We start from the raw sequence: 18,996 nt of genomic DNA on the forward strand, positions 1-18,996 counted from the left end.
GCCTGGATCGGCAACCTGGCGAAGTCTGCGAGGTACCGCAAGTGCGCACCGCTTCGAGACACCCCGCTACCTAGGTATCGACGAGCTGTACCTGAACCGCCGCTACCTCTGCATCCTGACCAACCTGGAGGAGCGTACCTTGTTAGACCTGCTGCCCGGTCGTCAGCAGGAGGCAGTGACGAAGCGGCTCATGAGCATGACCGAGCGCGACAAGATCGAGATCGTCAGCATGGACATGTGGAAGCCATATCGCCGTGCCGTCCAGGCGGCGCTGCCACAGGCCCGCATCGTGGTCGATAAGTTCCATGTTGTGCGTATGGCCAACGAAGCCCTGGAGAAGGTCCGCAAGGGGCTCAGGAAGGAGCTGAAGGCCAACCAACGCCGAACCCTCAAGGGTGACCGGAAGACCTTGCTGAAGCGGGCTCACGACGTCTCCGACCGCGAACGTCTCATCATGGAAACCTGAATGGGGGCCTTCCCCCAGCTCCTGGCAGCCTACGAGCACAAGGAGCGGTTCTACCACATCTGGGACTGTGCCAGCCGGCGAGATGCTGAGCAGGCGCTGGCTGCCTGGATTGACGACATCCCAGTCACCAATGCCTTCACGGAGTCGATCAACCGGCTGGCCAAGGACAAGAACCGCGATGGCCGGGGCTACTCATTCGAGGTGATGCGGGCCCGGATGCTCTACACCACCAAGCAGGGGTCAGTTCACGAAACGGAAAAAATTGTACGCTAAGCCTTTGGCATCAATGATATCGACACCATTTTTTCCACAATTCATAAAGTTGCGCAGTAATTAGTCGACGACTGGCCCTTGCTAAATAATTTTCATTTCAGCATGAGTTGTGCTTTAAAAATTCAATTCTGCAACTACACTCATTGGGCGAACAGAGCGAGAAATCCGCCGTTAATTCCAATAGCGGGTACGCGAATGAATATCAGGGTAATCCCCCCATTTTTAGCGGGGTTCAAAAGTAGACCTTAGGCCATCATGGCCAACTTCTGTTGAGGGGTAATCCCTCCGAGTCCCATATTGGGTCGTTCGTGATTGTAGTGCCAGAGCCAGCGAGTGGCATAGTCCTGGACTTCTTCAGTGCTGTCGAACAAATACTGCGCCAGCCAATCGTAACGGACTGTTCGGTTGTAGCGTTCAATATAGGCATTCTGCTGCGGTTTGCCCGGCTGGATAAACGCCAGCTTGATGTCTTGTTTGTCGGCCCAGGCTGACAGCTTGCCGCTGATGTACTCAGGACCGTTGTCACAGCGAATAGAGCGCGGTTTCCCACGCCACTCAATGATCTGCTCCAGTGATCGGATAACCCGCTCTGCCGGAAGCGAGAAGTCCACTTCGATGCCAAGGCCTTCCCGGTTAAAGTCATCAATCACATTCAGCAGTCGGTAACTGCGACCGTCGTTAAGCTGGTCGTGCATGAAGTCCATCGACCAACTGTCATTGATGATTTCCGGCACGGCCAAGGGTTCAGGCTTTTCACGAACCAGGCGCTTTTTAGGTTTGATTCGCAGATTCAGTTCCAGCTCCCGATAAATCCGGTAAACCCGTTTGTGATTCCAGGCAAAGCCTTTCACATTGCGCAAATGCAGGAAACACAGACCAAAGCCCCAGTTCCGCTGGTTATGGGTCAGTCGGATCAGCCAGTCCGCGATTTCGGCATTCTCGCTGCTGAGCTTTGCCCGGTAGCGATAGCAGGTCTCGCTGATGCTGAACATCCAGCAAGCCAGGCGAATACTGACGTGCTTCTCATTGACGGCTTTCTGCGCCATCTCACGGCGACGAGACGGCTTTACCACTTTTTTTCGATAGCTTCCTTGAGGATGTCAGCCTTCAATCGTTCCTCGGCATACATCTTCTTGAGCCGGCGGTTTTCATCCTCCAGCTCTTTCAAGCGAGCCATCATGGACGCGTCCATGCCACCGAACTTGGCCCGCCATTTATAAAAACTGGCGTTGCTCATGCCGTGCTCTCGGCACAGCTCCGGGACCGGCACGCCGTTCTCGGCTTGCTTGAGGATCGACAGGATCTGGCTGTCGGAAAAACGTGACTTCTTCATGCAGAATCTCCCTGCGTCTAGCTTACGGAAAATTCTACTTTTGATCACCGCTGTTTTTCGGGGGGATTACCGCCCGTTATCGCCAGTTCTGGCAAACCTGTTTCTGCATTATGCATTGGATCGTTGGCTGACCGTTCGTCATCCGGATATCCCATTCTGCCGATATGCAGATGACGGAATACTGCGTTGTCGAAGTGAGCGTGAGGCTCAGTATCTGCATTCCCAGCTAGATATGCGTGAGGTGGACCCAATAGCTATTCACAGAGATGCCCAACAAACGAGTATACTGGCCTGTGTTTGTCCAGGCTGCTCGGATAAATCACCATCAGCTCCTTGCTAAGGCCAGGCTCACTCACGGGAATAGCCACCAGACTTCCATTTTGGACCTCCTCCCGTACAGAACTTTCAAGCACCAACGATGCGCCAAGTCCGACCTTAACCGCTTGCTTGACGGCTTCGGTGCTACCCAGCTGCATAGATACCGTCGGAAATGGCCCATGCTCACCGAAGTAGGTCGCCAAAAGCCGGCCAGTGCCGGTGCCGGGTTCGCCGCCGATCAGAGCCATGTTAGACAGCGTATCGCGGTCGATATCGGTTCGACGGGCTAACGGGTGACCAGGCGGAACGATTAGAACAACGGGCTCGTTACGCCACGCCTGAGCATGGAATCCGGGTAGATCATGCCACCACTCCATAATCGCCACGTCCAGCTCACCGTCCGATAAATGCCGTGCAATAGTCGGATTGGAATCTATTACCACATCCACCTCGGGCCCTACGCCCAGCTCCTTGTAACGACGGATGTAGGGCTGGAGCATATAAATCCCAATATTGGAGCTCGCCCCAACGCGAAGTCGAGCCTCCATAATGGAAGATCTCGCCTGCTCCTCCAGCCGGAGCAGACTTCGGGCAAAAGGCAACAAGGTTAAGGCAGCCCGGGTTGGCTCACAGCCAGAGCGCCCCCTGTGGACCAATAAAACGCCAAGTTGGTTTTCGAGTTTTTGAAGGTGCTGGGACAGTGTGGGTTGTGCGATGTCCAACTGGCGGGCTGCGGCCTGAAACCCGTTGTGGTCCAGCACCGCCACGAAACTCTTCAGCCAGACAAGATTCAGCATGGGCCGCTCTCGCGGCCACTGGGATCATTGATCGCATCATCCGGCCGCTCACCCCGAAGCACTTGCAGAATGTTCCGAGCAGCGCGTTGCTCGATAGCCAGACGCACCTGGCTGACTGCCGATCCGATGTGAGCAGTAAACAGCGTGTTGGGGTGGGCCCTGAGCCCCTGGGCGATCTCCCTCGGACGATCTTCTCTCGCCCAATCTTCCATCTCAAACACATCAGCGGCGTACCCCCCCAACTGACCGGATTGAAGCGCTTGCAGAACACTACCCTCATCCACCACAGATCCACGGCAGGGATTGATAAGGAATGCGCCCGGTTTCATTCCTGTTAGCGTTTCGCGATTAATGGTGTGGAGGGTTTGCTCATTGAGCGCCAGTGCCAGGATCACAATATCTGACTGGGCCAGCAGCATCTTGAGGGGAGTATGGGACAAACCCAGTGCCTGCTCATGCTGCACGGGTAAACGTTCCGGCTGGGAATAGATTAAATCCGCTCCCCATCCGTTCAGGCGCTGCGCCACCGCTTGGCCGATGGCCCCCATACCCACAATACCAATCCGTGAGCCTTCGATCCCCTGCCCATAGAAGCGTGGTGTCCAGCCAGTAAATTCACCGGATCGAACGAAGTGGTCCGCCGCCTTGACTTGTCGGGTGAGACTGATCGTCAGCCCGACCGTTAGCTCTGCAGTAGGCACGGTTAGCAAATCCGGTACAAATGTCAGCCAAACCCCATGACGCGTGCAGGCATCCACATCAAAGTTGTCATAGCCTTTCAGGGCTGCACCAATCACCTTCAAGCGCGGACACCCCTGTAGGAACTCCACTCCAACTCGGTCTGGCATGAACGCCATCATCGCATCAGCGTCTGCAACGCGCGCAGCCACTTCCTCCTGGGGCAACGTGGCGCCGGATTGGTTGGTGACCAGCTCGCAATCTTGGGCAAGTTCATCCAGAACACTGTCATGGATCTTATGGGTTATCACAACCTTGGGTTTCATCGACGTTCCTTATTTGAATTTCTTACGAAGGCGGCCACTGAGACTGTCCACGACGGTGACCATCAACAAGATGACAATGAGAATGGCGCTGACTTCCTGATACTGCATGATTCTCAGCGAGCCCATCAATTCGAAGCCAATACCACCGGCACCCACCATGCCCATTACGGTCGAGGCACGGAAATTGTATTCCCAGCGATAAATGGACACGTCCGCGAATTGAGGAAGTGCTTGTGGCAGCACGGCGTGATAGAGCACCTGCAAGCGAGTAGCGCCGGCAGCATCGGCCGCTTCCACTGGCGCCTCATCTACATGCTCAATCGCTTCGGCAAAAAACTTTCCAACCATGCCAATGGAGTGAAGACCGAGCGCCAGTACGCCAGGCAACGCCCCAAAACCAACAGCAGCCACGAAGATGATGCCCATGATCAGTTCCGGGACTGAACGCAAACCGTTTAAAAGGGTTCGAGTTACTTGGAACACCACCGGATGTGGAGAGGTGTTGCGCGCAGCCAGGAATGCCAGTGGCACAGACAAGGTTACTGCAATGGCAGTACCGGCAATGCTCATCGCAAGCGTGTCGATTAACGGCGACACCCAGCTGGCCACATTGGTGAAGTCAGGTGGAAGAGATTCGCCAATGAGTGTGCCTATGGCTGGCACGCCATTGGCAAGTGTATTGAAATTGAGCAGCCCTACGTACCAACTTGCGACAAAAATGATGAGCAGCACTAACAGCGACTGTCCGAGTTTTTTCCGCCAGCCTTTCGCGTGCTCATCCAGCACGGAGGCCGACGGGGCCGGCGACAGAGTCGCCGGTTCCGTCGTTGTATAGTTCATGGGGCACTCCTCACATTTTTGCGAAATCAAGATTGAGCAGGACACCCATAGCGCGGATGACATCGTAATCTTCGTCGGTAATTGCCGCGAATCCCTCAGCCTTCAGGTTGTCGAGAATCTCCGGGTCATCGATCTGCAGAAAGGCTTTCTGAATGTTGCTCTTCAGCTCAGGGGCCAGGTTCGAACGCATGGCCCAGGGGTATTGAGGAAAGTCACCGCTGTAGCCCAGCACTTTGACCTTGCTCCGATCAATCAAACCGAGGTCCATCACATGCTCGAAGATAACTTCGGACAACCCTCCGGCGTCGGCATTGCCATTGGCGACGTTAACCGCAACAGCGTCATGGCTACCGACGAAATGAGCCTCATAGTCCTTTCCGGCTTCGAGCTCTGCCTTCTCAAGGAGTACGGTCTTGGGGATCAGGTGGCTGGAAGTGGATGCGCGGTCACCGTAGGCCATTTTCTTGCCTTTGATATCCGCGAAGGAGCCAACGCCAGAGTCCGCATTGGCAATAATGATGGAGCGATAAGTCGGCTTCCCGTCTACCACCATGGCGGCAAAGGGTTCAATGTCACTCTTACTCTTGGCCATCACATAGGACAACGGACCAAAGTAAGCCAGGTCAATTCGGCCAAAACGCATGGCTTCGATCATGGAGGAGTAATCGGTGGTAACAATCAGTTCTACTTCCTTACCAAGAGTGGTTTCCAGGTAATCCTTCAAAGGTTGGTTTCGCTTGATCAGTTCTGACGCGTTCTCATCCGGCAGCAAGGCAACTTTCAAAAGATCAGGGTCTGTATCTGCGGCATGGGCTGACCAATGGATGCCGAGCATCATTATCAGAGCCAGCAAAGAGTGAATCATTGTCTTCATTGTGCTATCTCCAGTACGTCTGTTGTTATCGGGGTGGTCTTAGGTTTATGGATGGCTGGTTTGCCTTCCGCAGCTACCACGCTGGGTGAACGGTGGTAAATCTCGTCCAGGTGTTTCGATTTCAGGTTTTCAGGAGCATCGTCAAAAACGATATGAGCGTTCGAAAGGCCGATGATCCGGTCTGCAAAACGCTGGGCGTATTCCAATTGGTGCAAGGAAATAACCGCGGTGATTCCATCTTCCTGACAAATATCGCGCAGTAGGCCGAGTACCTTTTCAGAAGTGGCCGGATCCAGGCTGGCAACGGGCTCATCGGCAAGAATCATGGATGGTTGCTGCACCAATGCTCTGGCGATTCCAACCCGCTGCTGCTGGCCGCCGGACAACTGATCTACTCGGGAAAGCGCTTTGTCAGCCAGACCTACGCGGTCGAGGCATTGCAGAGCCAACTCCAGGTCCTGCCGGGGCAGGGGAAGCAGGCTTCGCCAAGTACCGTGATACGCAAGTCTGCCTGTCAGCACATTCTGTAACACGGTGTATCGTTCGATCAGCTGGTGATGCTGGAACACCATGGCGGTGCGGCTGCGGTGCTGTCGCAGGATTCTACGGTTGGTCAGTTCACCAAACTCGCCAGACACAACCTTCCCGGTTGTGGGCTTAACCAGGTGATTCAGTGAACGAAGCAGAGTGGATTTACCCGCGCCTGAAAGTCCCAGTAGCACGGTGAATTCGCCCTTGTGAAAGTGAACGTTGGTGGGTTTGAGCGCGAGGACGTTTCCCGGGTAGGTTACGCCCATACTCTCGACTCGAAGCATCACATTGGTTGATTGAGTTGGGGCCATAGGATCACCTTTTGCAATAAATAAGCTCGCCGTATTGCGAGTTACAATTGAACGATAAAGCTGAGAGATGACACCGTCGTGTCACTGACGTGACAGTTTGATGAAGTGCTTTTGGTTCGCAAGGATTTTCCGAAGGGCTCTGTGAAATACATGGAGCTCAGCCAAAGTGGAACGAGCCACCCAGGAGCTTAAGCAACAAAAATTGCGTTCCACCGTCAGTCGGCGAATCTCACGGTACAGTTCGTCCGTGCTGAGTTCATCGAATTGCTTACCGACTATACTCTTGCCTTCGAGGAGGTCGGACGCGCTCTCCAATAGGTCGCGCTTCCAGGTGCTGACTATGGTGGGGTGGATCTGGAAACGGGCAGCAATTCAAGGTGTGGCCTTAAGGGTGGGCAAGGACAGCCTTGCACTTACTAATTCGAAATAAAGTAAGCAGGGCACTGTCACCGCATCACTGATGCTGCGCAAGCTCGGGAGCTATCCGCGTCAGAATGGCCTCGCGATCGCATTGCGCGAGCTGGGCCGCATTGAGCGAACATTATTCGCACTCGACTGGATGCAAAACGTCGAACTGCGTCGCCGCGTGCAGGTTGGTTTGAATAAGGGCGAGGCTAAGAACGCGCTGGCTCGTGCCGTCTTCCTGAACCGGCTCGGTGAACTCCGCGATCGCAGTTACGAGAATCAACGCTACCGTGCAAGCGGACTCAATCTCGTCGTCAGCGCTATTATCCTTTGGAATACGGTTTATATGGAGCGGGCGGTTCAAGCACTGCGCGAAGACGGCCGGGATATCGACGAGACGCTTCTGCGGCATCTTTCTCCCTTGGGCTGGGAGCACATCAACCTGACCGGCGACTATAAAGGATGTCAAACAACTATCCTGCTGCGCGGGATAAGGCAAGGCCCCGTGAATGATATGCGAGAAATCGTGAATCGGCTGGGCCTGACCGGAGAAGCGGAGGCCACGCTTCATGTGGCGCTATTGCGTGAGCTGGTCCAGGGTCGTCCTGTCACTCTTAAGCGGCTTGCAGCGTCGCTCAACTGGACGACGGACCAGGTGGTGCAGGTGCGGGAACAGCTGCCTTGCGGAACCGTCGAGTATGACGGTCAGGGGTTGGTCGGTTCGTAGCTAATCTGGGCCCAACCGGGCGCCCTTTCTCACCCAATGTGGTCCCACTGCTCAGGATAATTGCGGGCCCAACAGATTAGCTTTGTGAGCCACTACAGATACCTGTTCATCGTATTCTGAGTGCTTCCGGGCAGCGTAGCCAGCCGCGACCACACTCACCATTAGTCGGTGTCCCGGATCAACCTGGCGACTTTGGTCAGTAAGGTGTTTGCGGCGTTGTCCGTAAATTGCTGTCCTTCCTCGATGTAGCCCCGCACCGTCCCGTCATGCTTCCAGCCACCCTGGCGCTTGATCTGCGCAAAGTCGACCTTTTCCCGCGCGGCGGCGGTGGATAGACCGCGCCGGAAGCTGTGACTGCTCAGGGTCGGCACGAAGTCCAGGCCGCAGGTTTCCCCAAGCGCTTTCAGGATTCGGTTCACCGACCCGCCTGAAAGGGCCTGGGATTGCAACCGATCCCAGCGGTTGACGGCGCGGAAGACGGGGCCTTCGTGAATGCCGGCATGCTCTAGCCAGGTTTCGAGGGCGCTGACCGGGCAGACCAGCTCGTTGCCCCGAGGCAGGGCCCGCTTCAGGCCTTCACCGTGAGGGTCTGTTTTAGAGCGCGGCAGGGTCACCACCAGCCCTTCCGGCTCCCACGACAAGTGCTTCACCTCAATCGCTACCAATTCACTGCGGCGAAACGCCCCAAAAAAACCGACCTGCAGCAGGGCCCAGTCACGATGCTTCTTGAGCGAGTCAGGCTGTTGCTGGAGTGTTTCCAGGAAGGCCGCAATGTGTTCGAGGCGCAGCGCCCGGGCTTGCCGTTTCGGCCGACCATGGGCGCGACGAATCCCTTCCAACGTTTTGCGCACGCCGGGGTCTCGAGCGGGATCACGCAATCCCTGAGTCTGGTGCCAGCGCCCCAGGGCCGTCAGGTAAACATCCAGCGTGCGAGGATTAAGCGCGTCTGCCTGATCGGACAGATAGGCCGCAAGGGTCGCCGGCTGTGTCGGGAGACGTCCACCCCAGCGCTCAAAGCTGCGAATGGCCGCACGGTAGGTCCGCCGCGTGTTGTCGGTGGTGGCCATGTGGATGTACCGATTAGCCGTATCGGCTAATACGGTCTTTTCCGCGTTACGTAATGTGGACTTGACGGTGGGTTTTGGATCCATGACCGCTCCAATTCGAGGCGTGCTTTCAAGAGCCGCTGATGTACCGGCGTTACAGGAGCAGGATAGAACAGACCACACACTAACGCACGTTAACGCGATTTAACGTGCGTTAGGAATCTTAAATAAATTTTGTTAACTATCGAATAAATAATGTAATATTACATATCACGTTATATGATAAAAATGAGGCATGTCATGGCCCGCGCCGGAATTACTTACCAGGATGTCGCCAACGCTGCGCAACGCGTCCGCCAACGCGGTGACGAGCCCACTGTCGACCGGGTGCGATCGGAACTCGGTACCGGCAGTCGCAGCACTCTCGGGCCAATGCTGAAACGTTGGAAAACAGGCAGCGAAGCCGCAGCGGATCTGAACGGACTCCCGGCTGACTTGGTGGCCGCCGTGAAAGCCCTGCATGAGCGAGCTCAATACGCGGCCGATGAACGTATTACGCAGGAGCGCGAAGCGCACCAGACGCTGGAACAGCAGTGGCGCACCGAGCTGGAAGAGGTGCGGCAGCGGTGCGAGTCACTGGAAGAGCAACGCTGCGGGCTGGAGAAGTCCAATGAAGCGCTTCGCAACGAAAGCGATGCCCAGGCCCACGCTCTTCAACAGGAACAGCTCCGGGCGGCCTCACTCACGTCCAAACTGGAGGCAAGTCAGGAGAAACTCAGTGAGACCACTGCAACCGTCCAAGAGATGAAGCAGGAAAACCGCGATATCCGCAGCCATTTCGAGCACTACCAGCAGGAGATTGCCGAGGATCGCCGTCATGAACGGGACCAGTTCCACAGGACCCAGTCAGGGCTGGAGGGTCAGGTGGATCAGTTGACGCAGCAGCTCCGTTCCAGCGAACAGGACCGCGACACGCTGAGACAACATCGCGACCAAATAAACCAGCGCTATGAGGCCAGTCAGGATCACGCTGAAAACTTGAAAGAAAAATTGCACGCGAGCCAGGCCGTCATAACGCAATGGGCAACGCGAACAGAAACGCTGGAAGCGACAGTCGACCGCCTCCAGTTGGAGCGAGATAGCGACGCCGAACACCGGGAGAAGCTTGGTGCGGCCCTAACGGATTCTGAAAAACATCTCGCGGCCTGCCAGCAGCGGATCTCCGACCTCAGAGAGCGCGTGGCAGCGGCTGACGACCGAAACCAGTTTCTCAACGATCAGAATCGCGAATTACTGCAGGAAAAAGCTGTCCTCCAGGGTCAGTTGAAACAACTACAAACAAGCCTGGCTAAATAGCCCGCTATTGTCTCGGCCTGATCATCCCTGAGAGTTGCGAGTGATGCCAATCGCGCAAGAAGTAGTTAGATGTCTACCGTGATCTTTGGCAGGCTGCGAGCTGCGGCAAAACGCATTCAGCATGATGCGCTGACGGTTATTTTGTGGCGCGAGACCCGAATACCCCCCATAGTCGTTCGGCTGCTCGCAATCGCAGCGTACGCCATGAGTCCAATTGATCTCATTCCGGACTTCATGCCGATCCTGGGCTATCTTGACGACATTATCTTGGTCCCGCTGGGCATCGTCCTTGTCATCAAGCTGACGCCATCGAATGTGATAGAAGCAAGTCGCTCGAAAGCAGCTAAAGTGGCAATCAAGCCGATCAGCCACGTTGCGGCCGCAGTCGTTATTGGCACATGGCTTTTATGTGCCACGGCTTTTGGCTACTGGGTGTGGGAATACAGCAGGTAACGCATCGTCTGCACGTGATGAAATAGTTAATTTAAGGCTTGTAAAACAGATGGTTAATGCGCTTTTTGGAGGATTTCGTCAGAATCGTTGCCGACCCTCAGGCTCCTTCGACGTCGCCATGGTTATCTGAAGCCGATCCAGTGCATCGCTGAGCTGATTGGTCACCGGGTGTTTGCGGTGGTGCATCCGGCTCATGACCGGGTCCAGCTCGGCCCGCGCCAGACGGAAGTGGCGATGCGGGTCGTCCAGTACGTCGTTTCGAATCCGGATACCGTGCCGGGCCAGGACAGGTTCCAGTGTTTCCCGGCGCGCGCGCAAGGAGCGTCGGGTGTTCTGATAGGCGTGTTCCGCGACGTATTTTCGCTGCGAAAAGCTGAACACATTGGTGAAAAACATCCGGTAATCGTCCGAATCCGGCTCGAACAAAACCACATCCCGGTCCGGATAATCCGTTGCGTACTTACCCATGCCCACTTCCATGCGTGAATGGATCAGGGCCCGGAAGGTCTGGGACATGACCGAGGACAACCCCCCGTCCACCAGGTTGTTGACCTTGGGAGCACCGTTCGCCGCTGCCAGATTGGCATCGTAGGGCACCAGCGGGTTGATGCAGATAACCAGATCCGCGCCGGCATCCAGTGCCACCGAAGCGTGCAGGGTTTTCTTCAAGGCGCCGTCCACATAATAGTGGCCGTCCATTTCTACCGGCACATACAGACCGGGCAAGGCCGTGCTTGCCTGTACCGCACGGGAAATCGGGACGTCCTGACGATCGTCCTGGCCGAATACGACAACCTCGCCGGTATCCAGCTCGACCGAGACGACAAAGAGCCGGTTGGCCAGTTTGCGAAAATCGTTGGTGCGGCCACGGACCTTGAACAACTCGTCCAGATGTTTGTGGATCGGTTCGTTGTCGAACGCCCCGGGCGGGAGCGCGTGATGCAGACGGCTGGCGAACTCGGTCATGCCGGTTCGGAACGGCCGTCGAGCCAGAGCGGCGACATCGCGGACCCAAAGGCCGGGCATACTGAGTGCCCGTTTCAGGTATTCGCGAGTCGCCGGTTTGAAGAATATTTCCGGACGCAGCCGCTGACTGCCGGCTTCGGTTCCGACCAACATCTGTGCGAGCTGACGGCTGGTAATCTTGTTGGCCAACTGGGCGGCTACAACGGCGCCGGCACTGACGCCCACATAGGCGTACAGGTTGGTGAAATCCACGCCGTCCAGCGCTTCATCCAGTGCGCGCAGGGCACCGACCTCGTAGATACCACCCAGGGGACCACCGCCGGCCAGCGCCAACGCCACACGCGGTGGGTCGCTGTGCCGGCGGAGTTCACGGTTCTGATCAGTGTGAGTCATAGTGCGCGCCCTCGTATCGGTCATTCATGCGTCAGCCCCCGGCCGAATGCCGGGGACTGTTCATCCGCCCTACTCCGCACTGGACGTTTGCTTGGCGGTCGAGGCCGGCGTCTTTTTCGCCGTGCTGCGAGCCGGGGCTTTCGGTTTGGACGCGGAACCAAGCATTTTCTGCACCGATTGATTCAGCTCATCCACCCGTTGCGACAGGTCTTTCACATCGTTGTGGGTGGGCACCCCGAGCCGGTTGATTACCTTGGCGACCCGCTCCTCGAACACGGATTCCAGGCGGTCCCAGTTGTCGGAAGCCCGATCCACCACACCGCTGACCTTTTTCTCCGCATAATCGCGGGACTGCCCTTCCAGTTTCTCGCCCTCGGTGACCAATGTATCGAACAGCTTGCGGCCTTCCTCGGTTGAACGACTGAAGGCGCCCAGACCGGCCAGATAGATCTGACGGGCCGAGGTCATCACTTTGGAGCGATAGCCTTCTCTTTCTTGGGTGAGTTCTTTCAATTTCTTGGACATGGTCGTGTCCTCCTGTGAAATGTTCCGGGAATACCCCTTCTTGCAATGTCAGAGTAGCCTTTGGCTTTAGAGCAAACACACTAAAAGAGGCTCGATCGGGCGATCGTCCCTACATCCTTGACGCCGCTCGACACAGCTTAAGATTACGCCTGTGCAATCATTAACCATTGATTCAGGTCATGGCGGCGAGGCGCAGGTCGGTGCATTTTGAAGACTCTGAGATGTACTTACCGTGTGAGGCTTGCATATGACTGTTTCTCAATGGCGCACGTTCCCCTACGAAGCCACCGACTACGACTATTCTCACGAGGAACTGGCCGAACACTGGTCTGTTCTGCACGCCGGCGATCGCGAACCCTTTCCGGCACCGGACTGGATAAAGGTCCTGTTCAAAGACATCCCCCGTGTCGCTGAAGAGGCGGGCTGCGACGCCCAGGCGGCCACCCAACAGCTGCTCACCGGCTGGGGGCATTTCCACCGGGGCGATTTCGCCGCGGCCGCCGATATTGGGGAGTCCCTGGGGCTGGTCGGCGCGACGCTTTGGGCCAAAGCCCAGGCTACCTACGCGCACTATCTGGAAACCGACAAGTCGGTTCAACGAAACCTGCTGATGGAGGTCTCCGACCGCATGGAAGCGATGGCCAAAGCCATGCCGGGGACCCCCAATGCCTACTACCATCGCGCCTTTGCCTTGGGGCGCTACAGTCAGGTGATTTCCGTGGCCGAAGCGTGGAAACAGGGCGTGGCCGGTCACGTCAAGAACAGCCTGGAAGCGGTGCTGGACCGGGAACCGGATCACGCCGACGCCCACACGGCACTGGGGACCTACCACGCTGAAATCATCGACAAAATGGGTGCTATGTTCGGCGGGGTCACTTACGGGGCCAACCGGGACGAGGGGGTGGCGCACTACCAGCGCGGCATCGAACTGGCGCCGCATTCGATCAGCGCGCTGACCGAATACGCCGATGGTTTGCTGATGATGTACGGCAAGAAAAAGGTCAGTCAGGCGACTGAACTGTATGAGCGAGCAGTGTCACTGGACCCGTATGACGCTCTGTCGCATCTCGACTGGGTACTGGCCAAGGAAGAATTGAGTTAAAACAGGCACTTACCGCCCGGTCAGGCACCGGGCGGTGGGATCCTGTTGTATTTAATGGGAAAGCCAGTTTGTTAACAGGGACCACTTGCGTTCGTCCAGCCGGTCGGCGCTGAATGCTTTGGTCGGGTCCGCCGCGAATGGCGAATTGTTCATCAACTGTTCAAAAGTGTGCCTCTGGAGTATTAACTGTAATCCATGTAAAAGCTTTCCCGGGACGGGAGTTTGGATAGCAATTCACCTAGTTTGATGACTTCCGAGTCGTATTCCTCTTTCCAATACTCAAAACCAGGATAACGTCCCGCCCCCGCAAACATCTCATATTTACTCAGAATGTTACGCAACGCATCCCGCTTAAAGTGAACCGGAGCTTTCTGGTAAAAGTCGTAAACGGTTTGAGCATCGAAGTATTCAGGAGTGAACAAGCGCTCCAAGCGTGCTTCCAGCGCCTCGGCATCTCGACGGAGCTCCTTTTCCACTTCCTCCCATTCCTCGATGGGTACCTCTTTACCGCCGTGGGTGATGTCCTCCAGTCTCCAGCCCAGCTTTTCCATCGAGCGGACTTGATGGATGAGGCCCGGTACTTCGGGAATGGGTCGTGTGCGGTCCATGAAGTCGTTCATAACCCGCCAGAAATATTGGGCTTGTTCATACATGGCCGCGGAGCCGAGCATGATCTCCCAGTAGCGATAACGTTCGTTGGGTAGGTTGACTTTGGGCATAAGCGCGATCTGGTGACTGGGCCCGCCCCTGCCGGCCCGGGTGGACCAGTAGCAGTCCACCTGGTCGAAGGGCACCGTCAGTGACTTTTTGGAATTACGCTTCCAGAAGCAGACGTTACCGGTAGTTCGGTCGAGAAGGATCCAGGTGTCTTCGCCGCCGGTGCGGATTTTGAGGATGTAGTAAATTTCTATGAGGACTAGTGGAGAGGCTAGGTATAAAAATAAAAAGGGTGGCTGATTAGTCAAAACTTCCATAATACCAAAAAATAAGAGCATGGATGCCAGGAAAGCGACTACCCCCCCCGTTGCTCTACTGCCTATGTACCCGGTTGCACATCGAATCAACCACTGCTTCCCATCCGTTCGAACATCGAAATTTGTGTGAAAGCTGTAATTCTTGAGAGGCTTGACCAGCCGGCCTCGGCCACGCTTTCGGCGCCTGGCAGGCTTAACTGTTTCGGTCAAGATTCTTGTGCTGTTTAGATTGGGCCAGAGTTTACGCTGTTGCCCGAATAGGACCCTGCCTATTGGGTCAGTTATCTTATCCAGGGCATCAAGCATTTTTTCCTCAAGATAGGGCATCGCACTCAGTTCCAGGTCAGGTCTTTGATCAAGGTGATTTCACCCTCGGCAATCAGCCAGCTCTGCTCGGCGGCTTCTTGCTCGGAAACAACTTTATCGTCCACCAAGGGTTGGCCTTCGGCGTTGCGCATCGGAGCAGGCAACACGTAGGGGACTTCCGAGCCGGGAAGCACCCCATTATCTTCACCAAAGGGCCAGCTTTGCACTCGTATTCGGACCATTACACTCAAGTGTGCTCCGCTCAAGGCGGTATCAGGCACGTACGCCTTGATCAGGTCGCGGTGTATCAATATTCGGTGGCGCTCACCAGCCGACTTTATTTTGACCTGTCCGGGTTTGGCTTCCTGTTTCCAATTTCCGGCACCGGTGGTCAAAGCCAGGCTGTGCCAGTGCTCGTCAGGCAGGATTCGTATCTGAATGTCCCGTTTCCAGTCGCCGCTGCTTTCCAGTGACGGAGTCTGGATGTTGATCTCGAAGAAGTCCCGCACGAAGCTGTCTTTGAAGAAGTGGACCCGGGGGTGGAAAAAGTGAGTCGCCGCTTCGTGGAAAGCCCATTGTTTTTGCAGGCGCCAGTGTTCGAAGGTATTGGGCGTCAACAAGCCCCAACGCGCCATGGCTTCTTGCGTGTCCGCCCGGTCGGCGCTGAATGCTTTGGTCCGGTCAACCGCGAACGGTGAATTGTTCAGCAACTGCTCCAAGGGAGTGTCTTCTGCGAACACGCTCCAGATAATGCCGCCCACCACTATGGAAAAACCAGCAAATACCCCAAGAGTGGAGACGGTGAATATACCAATTGTGGCATCGGTAAACACACTCACCGCAGTGAGCATAAAACCGGAGGCGATTAAACCGTGAGCCATGGCGGCATCCCGATCGCCCATCAGCCAGCGGTCGTAGGCATCCAGGGCGCTGAGGGCGGATCCCAAGGCTCCAGATGCCAAGTTAAAGCCTTTGCTGGCTTTGGCTAACTTTGATGCTTTTTCCAGGATTTTCTCATCTACAGGAAACGTCTTGACGTAGGCTTCTAACGCCCTGTTTTTTAGTCGGGCTCTAATGGTTTTGACATCGCCGTATTTGCCTTCGTGGACGACATTGAAAGCGCCTAAGATGGTGGCCGTTAAATCGACTATTGCAGAAAATGCGTCTGCCAAGCTCCGCTTGTTTTCATAACTCACCTTTGCCAACGCATTGGTCACATTAAACGCCTCCAATACCCCCATGGCCCGGCCACCCAGGATCATCCCCTTCAGCCGGTTCTCGAACCGCACTCGGGTTTGGGTTTCGTCCAAGGTCGCCAGGTGTGCGTTCAGGTCGGCGATGGTCTGGCGTGTGGTCGCCATAAACTGGGCGTTGTCCCGCAGGGCTTGTCGGCTGGCGTAAAAATTCTGTTCGTACATGAACAGGCCTTCGCGGTTTTCCACCAGTTCGGCATCGGCCTTGGCAATGGCCTCATCCATGATCTCGGCCATGGTGGCGCGCTGGTCGTGGGCGACCATCGTGAGTTGCGTCTGGTTACGGGCGCGGACATTGGCGTCGCGTCGCAAGCCGATCTGGACGATCTTCTCGGCCTGCTTGGATTCGGCTGTGTCCATGGTCTGGCGGGCGTAGTGGGCTAGGTATTCGTGTAACTTGGCGGTGTCTTCCAATGCCAGATCAGCCGGTACGCGGATCGTCTTCTCGTTCGGTAACTCAAATTCAACGCGTGGGCCGCGATGGGTCTCGATGCGTTCGGCGATGTCGCGTATGCGAGTCAGCCGTGCCATGCGGGCCTGGTGGCCGGGCGGCAGGATGCCTGCGGGGGTCCGGCCGTGCATCCAGTCGTCGTGGCTGATCGAGAGGGATTCGAGCTGTTCGCCGGCTATCAGAGCATAGAGCCGCACCGGGGCGGTGTTGGGGTTGAAGCGGGCGCGCTGGAACAGGGAGAACGGGCCGGTATCGTCACCGATCTTTTGGAGTGTTTCTATACGGCTCTCCATGGCCTCCAACGAGCGACCAACGTGGGCTTTCTTCGCAGTCAGGCGGCCTTGGTTTTCAGTCTCCATCTCCAGTTGCTGGTCCAGCTCGGCGATGCGTTCCTCAAGCCGGTCAACTCGTGCGGCCGCCACCCGGTTGTTGCGGCGCAACTCGTCAGGCGTGGTGTTACCCAACAAGCGTTGGCGCTCATCCATCAACTGGTCACGTTGCTGAGCCGATTCCCGGGTGCGATCAAGGGAGGCTTGGTAGTCGCGGTGGTGTTGGCGGTTTTCTTGGATCAGATCGCGCCGCCGATTAACAGCAGCATCGAAAGCGTCTTGTTTTTGCTGCTTCTGGTGGGAAGTCTCTCCTCTGTCCTGCTCCGTCCCCTGTACGCCCCGCACATCCTTGTGCACCACCACGGCCAGCGGCTCCAGCAGGGTGTTAAAGGCGTGGGCTGCGTAGAGCGAGGCCTTGAAGGCTTTGCCGTCGTGCTGCAAGTCCTGTCCGGCATCGAAGTGAAGGTCCTTGAACAGCTCTTCTACCTTGGCCGGACTCAGCCTGTGTTCTTCCTCATCGGGCTCGGTGGTATCCCACACCAGCGGGTTAGCGTGTCCAGGGTCGCCGTCCGGCGCTTGCGGGAACAGCAGTGCGTGCAGCTTGTGGGGTTTCTCTTCGGGGTGGGCCCCGGTCAGGCGCAGCAGGAAGTCCGGGCCCGGGTCCTGGGCTTGCAGTTGTTCCTGTTCGGCAAGGTCGAGAAAGCCGTCTTTGTACGGTTGGGTGATGGGCATGTTGAAATGCCGGATCAAGCGACCGACGGTTTCGAAAAACTTGACGTAACCCGGGTTGCTCAGGGTGTGCAGGTCGAGGAGTTCGGCGTAAAAAGCGGGGTCGTCGAGCAGCGCCATCAGGGTCAGACGTTCGTTCAGGGCGTCGTCGAGCAGTTGGCGGCAGCCGTCCTTTTCCAGTGCGGTTTCCAGGGCATCGCGGTCGAGCAATTCCCGGGCCTCGATGCGTTTGTCGATGGCGGCTTTTTCGGCGTCGCTTACCGGGCCATCGCGCAATTTGCGGTCGGCGCCGGCGAACAATTGGTCCGCGAACAGGGCGGCGAGCTTGCGTTCGGCCAGTGCGTTTTGTTCGTCCAGGGTTTTCGGGGCGCTGTCCGGGGCGACGCCGAGCATTTCATCGACAACGGCCTGTAGCAACGTCAGGTATTCGTGATGGCTTTCGGCGGCGTAGCGGGCTTCGCCCAACCGGTCGGGCAGAATGACGCTGGCGACGCCTTTGTCGAAGTGGGTGTTGTAGTGTTGGCGGGTGTGGGCCAGTTCGCCCGGTTCCACGCTGCGGATGGGGCTATCTTCAGGCACCGACTGGAAGTCGTCCTCGACAGCGGACAGGTCGAGTGTGACCAGGCGGTCAAGACGTTGCTGTTTGCTGAAGTCCGTATCGTAGGCACTCTCAAAGCGCTCGCCCTGTTTCTGGCGCGGATCTTCGGGGTTCATACCGCCCAACTGGTCGATGCGGTCCCAACTCCACTGTTCTTCAGAGAACGCCAATTGAACGGTGCATTCGGCATGGTCCAGCTTCCAGGGCAGAATCATCACGTCGTTGGCCTGGCCGCTGGCACGGCGCTTGTCCAGGCCTTTTTCCCAGCCGAGGTGAACGTCTCTCAATTGGTGCCCTTCCAGGCTGAAGCGAACTTCGCGCCATAGGTAGCCGTTGACAAAGACGTAGACCCAGCCATCCCGCAGTGGGCCGAGCCCTTCGTCGGGGATCTGCCGCAGGAAGGTGACAGGCACCAGGTCGGCCGGCGGTTCGCCGAGGTCGGCGTCGAATGCGACGGTCTCGCCGAACCCGAGCGGAATTTTATGAAACTCGTGCTGTGTGTCCGGCAGCATGAGGGAAAGCCGTTTTCGGCCAGGGGTGAGTTTCTCAAGAATCAATTCCCGCTGGTGCTCGGCGTTGTTGCCCTCGGGGTGGCCCGGCTGGGCGACGCTGATCATTCTCATGGGTGCTCTCCTT

15 protein-coding genes and 2 pseudogenes are annotated in these 18,996 nt (G+C 56.7%); 6 read left to right on the forward strand and 11 right to left on the reverse strand.

Annotation, left to right across the window (positions count from 1 at the left end; translation table 11 throughout):
* Window positions 1-46: 46 nt before the first annotated feature.
* A pseudogene (locus IE111_RS09795) lies at window positions 47-739 on the forward strand (ISL3 family transposase); the annotation flags it as partial.
* Between the two features lie 245 nt (window positions 740-984).
* Here the strand turns inward: IE111_RS09795 and IE111_RS09800 are convergent.
* The 6 genes from IE111_RS09800 to phnC all read right to left on the reverse strand — a co-directional run bounded on the left by IE111_RS09800 (window position 985) and on the right by phnC (window position 6,747).
* A protein-coding gene (locus IE111_RS09800; protein WP_225316971.1) for an IS3 family transposase occupies window positions 985-2,072 on the reverse strand; the annotation gives its coding sequence in 2 pieces (ribosomal slippage) (window positions 985-1,811 and window positions 1,811-2,072; 1,089 coding nt in all).
* 254 nt (window positions 2,073-2,326) lie between these two features.
* Entirely contained in the window at window positions 2,327-3,187 is an 861-nt protein-coding gene (locus IE111_RS09805; protein WP_011783503.1) for a LysR family transcriptional regulator, read from the reverse strand.
* Window positions 3,181-4,191, reverse strand: a complete 1,011-nt coding sequence (locus IE111_RS09810; RefSeq protein WP_062363463.1) for a phosphonate dehydrogenase — start codon at window positions 4,189-4,191, stop codon at window positions 3,181-3,183. Before IE111_RS09810 ends, IE111_RS09805 begins: the two co-directional genes overlap by 7 nt.
* A gap of 9 nt (window positions 4,192-4,200) precedes the next feature.
* Window positions 4,201-5,031, reverse strand: a complete 831-nt coding sequence (gene phnE, locus IE111_RS09815) for a phosphonate ABC transporter, permease protein PhnE (protein ID WP_011784781.1) — start codon at window positions 5,029-5,031, stop codon at window positions 4,201-4,203.
* A 10-nt stretch (window positions 5,032-5,041) separates the two neighbouring features.
* Window positions 5,042-5,905: a phosphate/phosphite/phosphonate ABC transporter substrate-binding protein gene (phnD, locus tag IE111_RS09820; protein WP_189608376.1), complete on the reverse strand. Its 864-nt coding sequence runs from the start codon at window positions 5,903-5,905 to the stop codon at window positions 5,042-5,044.
* The gene (phnC, locus tag IE111_RS09825) at window positions 5,902-6,747 is read right to left on the reverse strand and encodes a phosphonate ABC transporter ATP-binding protein (protein WP_041154772.1); all 846 of its coding nucleotides are present in this window, start codon (window positions 6,745-6,747) and stop codon (window positions 5,902-5,904) included. The genes phnD and phnC overlap by 4 nt, the downstream gene beginning before the upstream one ends.
* Window positions 6,748-7,180: 433 nt before the next feature.
* Between phnC and IE111_RS09830 the strand changes: the two are divergent.
* Together IE111_RS09830 and IE111_RS24465 are read left to right on the forward strand one after the other, a co-directional pair.
* Window positions 7,181-7,609: pseudogene (locus tag IE111_RS09830) on the forward strand (Tn3 family transposase); the annotation flags it as partial.
* Between the two features lie 57 nt (window positions 7,610-7,666).
* A complete protein-coding gene (locus IE111_RS24465; protein ID WP_223305241.1) occupies window positions 7,667-7,879 on the forward strand; it encodes a hypothetical protein in 213 nt (70 codons plus the stop codon).
* Window positions 7,880-8,040: 161 nt separating this feature from the next.
* On the opposite strand, the gene IE111_RS09835 is transcribed toward IE111_RS24465, so the two are convergent.
* Window positions 8,041-9,030, reverse strand: coding sequence for a site-specific integrase (locus IE111_RS09835; RefSeq protein WP_063091982.1), 990 nt, complete (start codon window positions 9,028-9,030; stop codon window positions 8,041-8,043).
* 195 nt (window positions 9,031-9,225) lie between these two features.
* Here IE111_RS09835 and IE111_RS09840 point away from each other — a divergent pair, with 195 nt between their 5' ends.
* Together IE111_RS09840 and IE111_RS09845 are read left to right on the forward strand one after the other, a co-directional pair.
* Window positions 9,226-10,281, forward strand: coding sequence for a DNA-binding protein (locus IE111_RS09840; protein WP_158611314.1), 1,056 nt, complete (start codon window positions 9,226-9,228; stop codon window positions 10,279-10,281).
* 69 nt (window positions 10,282-10,350) lie between these two features.
* Window positions 10,351-10,734, forward strand: coding sequence for a YkvA family protein (locus IE111_RS09845; protein ID WP_023007037.1), 384 nt, complete (start codon window positions 10,351-10,353; stop codon window positions 10,732-10,734).
* 78 nt (window positions 10,735-10,812) lie between these two features.
* Here IE111_RS09845 and IE111_RS09850 read toward each other — a convergent pair whose 3' ends face one another.
* Both IE111_RS09850 and IE111_RS09855 read right to left on the reverse strand, forming a co-directional pair.
* Window positions 10,813-12,093 carry a patatin-like phospholipase family protein gene (locus IE111_RS09850; RefSeq protein WP_189608377.1) on the reverse strand — a complete coding sequence of 427 codons (1,281 nt, stop codon included), beginning with the start codon at window positions 12,091-12,093 and terminating at the stop codon, window positions 10,813-10,815.
* Between the two features lie 69 nt (window positions 12,094-12,162).
* Entirely contained in the window at window positions 12,163-12,618 is a 456-nt protein-coding gene (locus tag IE111_RS09855) for a phasin family protein (protein WP_189608378.1), read from the reverse strand.
* A 247-nt stretch (window positions 12,619-12,865) separates the two neighbouring features.
* Between IE111_RS09855 and IE111_RS09860 the strand changes: the two genes are divergently transcribed.
* Window positions 12,866-13,720 carry a tetratricopeptide repeat protein gene (locus tag IE111_RS09860; protein WP_189608379.1) on the forward strand — a complete coding sequence of 285 codons (855 nt, stop codon included), beginning with the start codon at window positions 12,866-12,868 and terminating at the stop codon, window positions 13,718-13,720.
* 182 nt (window positions 13,721-13,902) lie between these two features.
* Here the strand turns inward: IE111_RS09860 and IE111_RS09865 are convergent, their stop codons facing one another.
* Together IE111_RS09865 and IE111_RS09870 are read right to left on the reverse strand one after the other, a co-directional pair.
* Window positions 13,903-15,021 carry a hypothetical protein gene (locus tag IE111_RS09865; RefSeq protein ID WP_189608380.1) on the reverse strand — a complete coding sequence of 373 codons (1,119 nt, stop codon included), beginning with the start codon at window positions 15,019-15,021 and terminating at the stop codon, window positions 13,903-13,905.
* Window positions 15,022-15,026: 5 nt separating this feature from the next.
* The gene (locus IE111_RS09870; protein WP_189608381.1) at window positions 15,027-18,983 is read right to left on the reverse strand and encodes a hypothetical protein; all 3,957 of its coding nucleotides are present in this window, start codon (window positions 18,981-18,983) and stop codon (window positions 15,027-15,029) included.
* Between the last annotated feature and the right edge of the window lie 13 nt (window positions 18,984-18,996).

It is taken from the genome of Saccharospirillum salsuginis, assembly GCF_014651855.1.
GTDB lineage: Bacteria > Pseudomonadota > Gammaproteobacteria > Pseudomonadales > Natronospirillaceae > Saccharospirillum > Saccharospirillum salsuginis.

What these genes read in the sequence shown, in the direction of transcription:
- IE111_RS09860 (WP_189608379.1), top strand. Translation starts at nt 12,866, where the DNA reads ATGACTGTTTCTCAATGGCGCACGTTCCCCTACGAAGCCACCGACTAC.
- IE111_RS09835 (WP_063091982.1), bottom strand. Translation starts at nt 9,030, where the DNA reads ATGGATCCAAAACCCACCGTCAAGTCCACATTACGTAACGCGGAAAAG.
- IE111_RS24465 (WP_223305241.1), top strand. Translation starts at nt 7,667, where the DNA reads ATGCGAGAAATCGTGAATCGGCTGGGCCTGACCGGAGAAGCGGAGGCC.
- IE111_RS09805 (WP_011783503.1), bottom strand. Translation starts at nt 3,187, where the DNA reads ATGCTGAATCTTGTCTGGCTGAAGAGTTTCGTGGCGGTGCTGGACCAC.
- IE111_RS09870 (WP_189608381.1), bottom strand. Translation starts at nt 18,983, where the DNA reads ATGAGAATGATCAGCGTCGCCCAGCCGGGCCACCCCGAGGGCAACAAC.
- phnE (WP_011784781.1), bottom strand. Translation starts at nt 5,031, where the DNA reads ATGAACTATACAACGACGGAACCGGCGACTCTGTCGCCGGCCCCGTCG.
- IE111_RS09840 (WP_158611314.1), top strand. Translation starts at nt 9,226, where the DNA reads ATGGCCCGCGCCGGAATTACTTACCAGGATGTCGCCAACGCTGCGCAA.
- IE111_RS09850 (WP_189608377.1), bottom strand. Translation starts at nt 12,093, where the DNA reads ATGACTCACACTGATCAGAACCGTGAACTCCGCCGGCACAGCGACCCA.
- phnC (WP_041154772.1), bottom strand. Translation starts at nt 6,747, where the DNA reads ATGGCCCCAACTCAATCAACCAATGTGATGCTTCGAGTCGAGAGTATG.
- IE111_RS09865 (WP_189608380.1), bottom strand. Translation starts at nt 15,021, where the DNA reads ATGCCCTATCTTGAGGAAAAAATGCTTGATGCCCTGGATAAGATAACT.
- IE111_RS09855 (WP_189608378.1), bottom strand. Translation starts at nt 12,618, where the DNA reads ATGTCCAAGAAATTGAAAGAACTCACCCAAGAAAGAGAAGGCTATCGC.
- IE111_RS09845 (WP_023007037.1), top strand. Translation starts at nt 10,351, where the DNA reads ATGTCTACCGTGATCTTTGGCAGGCTGCGAGCTGCGGCAAAACGCATT.
- IE111_RS09810 (WP_062363463.1), bottom strand. Translation starts at nt 4,191, where the DNA reads ATGAAACCCAAGGTTGTGATAACCCATAAGATCCATGACAGTGTTCTG.
- phnD (WP_189608376.1), bottom strand. Translation starts at nt 5,905, where the DNA reads ATGAAGACAATGATTCACTCTTTGCTGGCTCTGATAATGATGCTCGGC.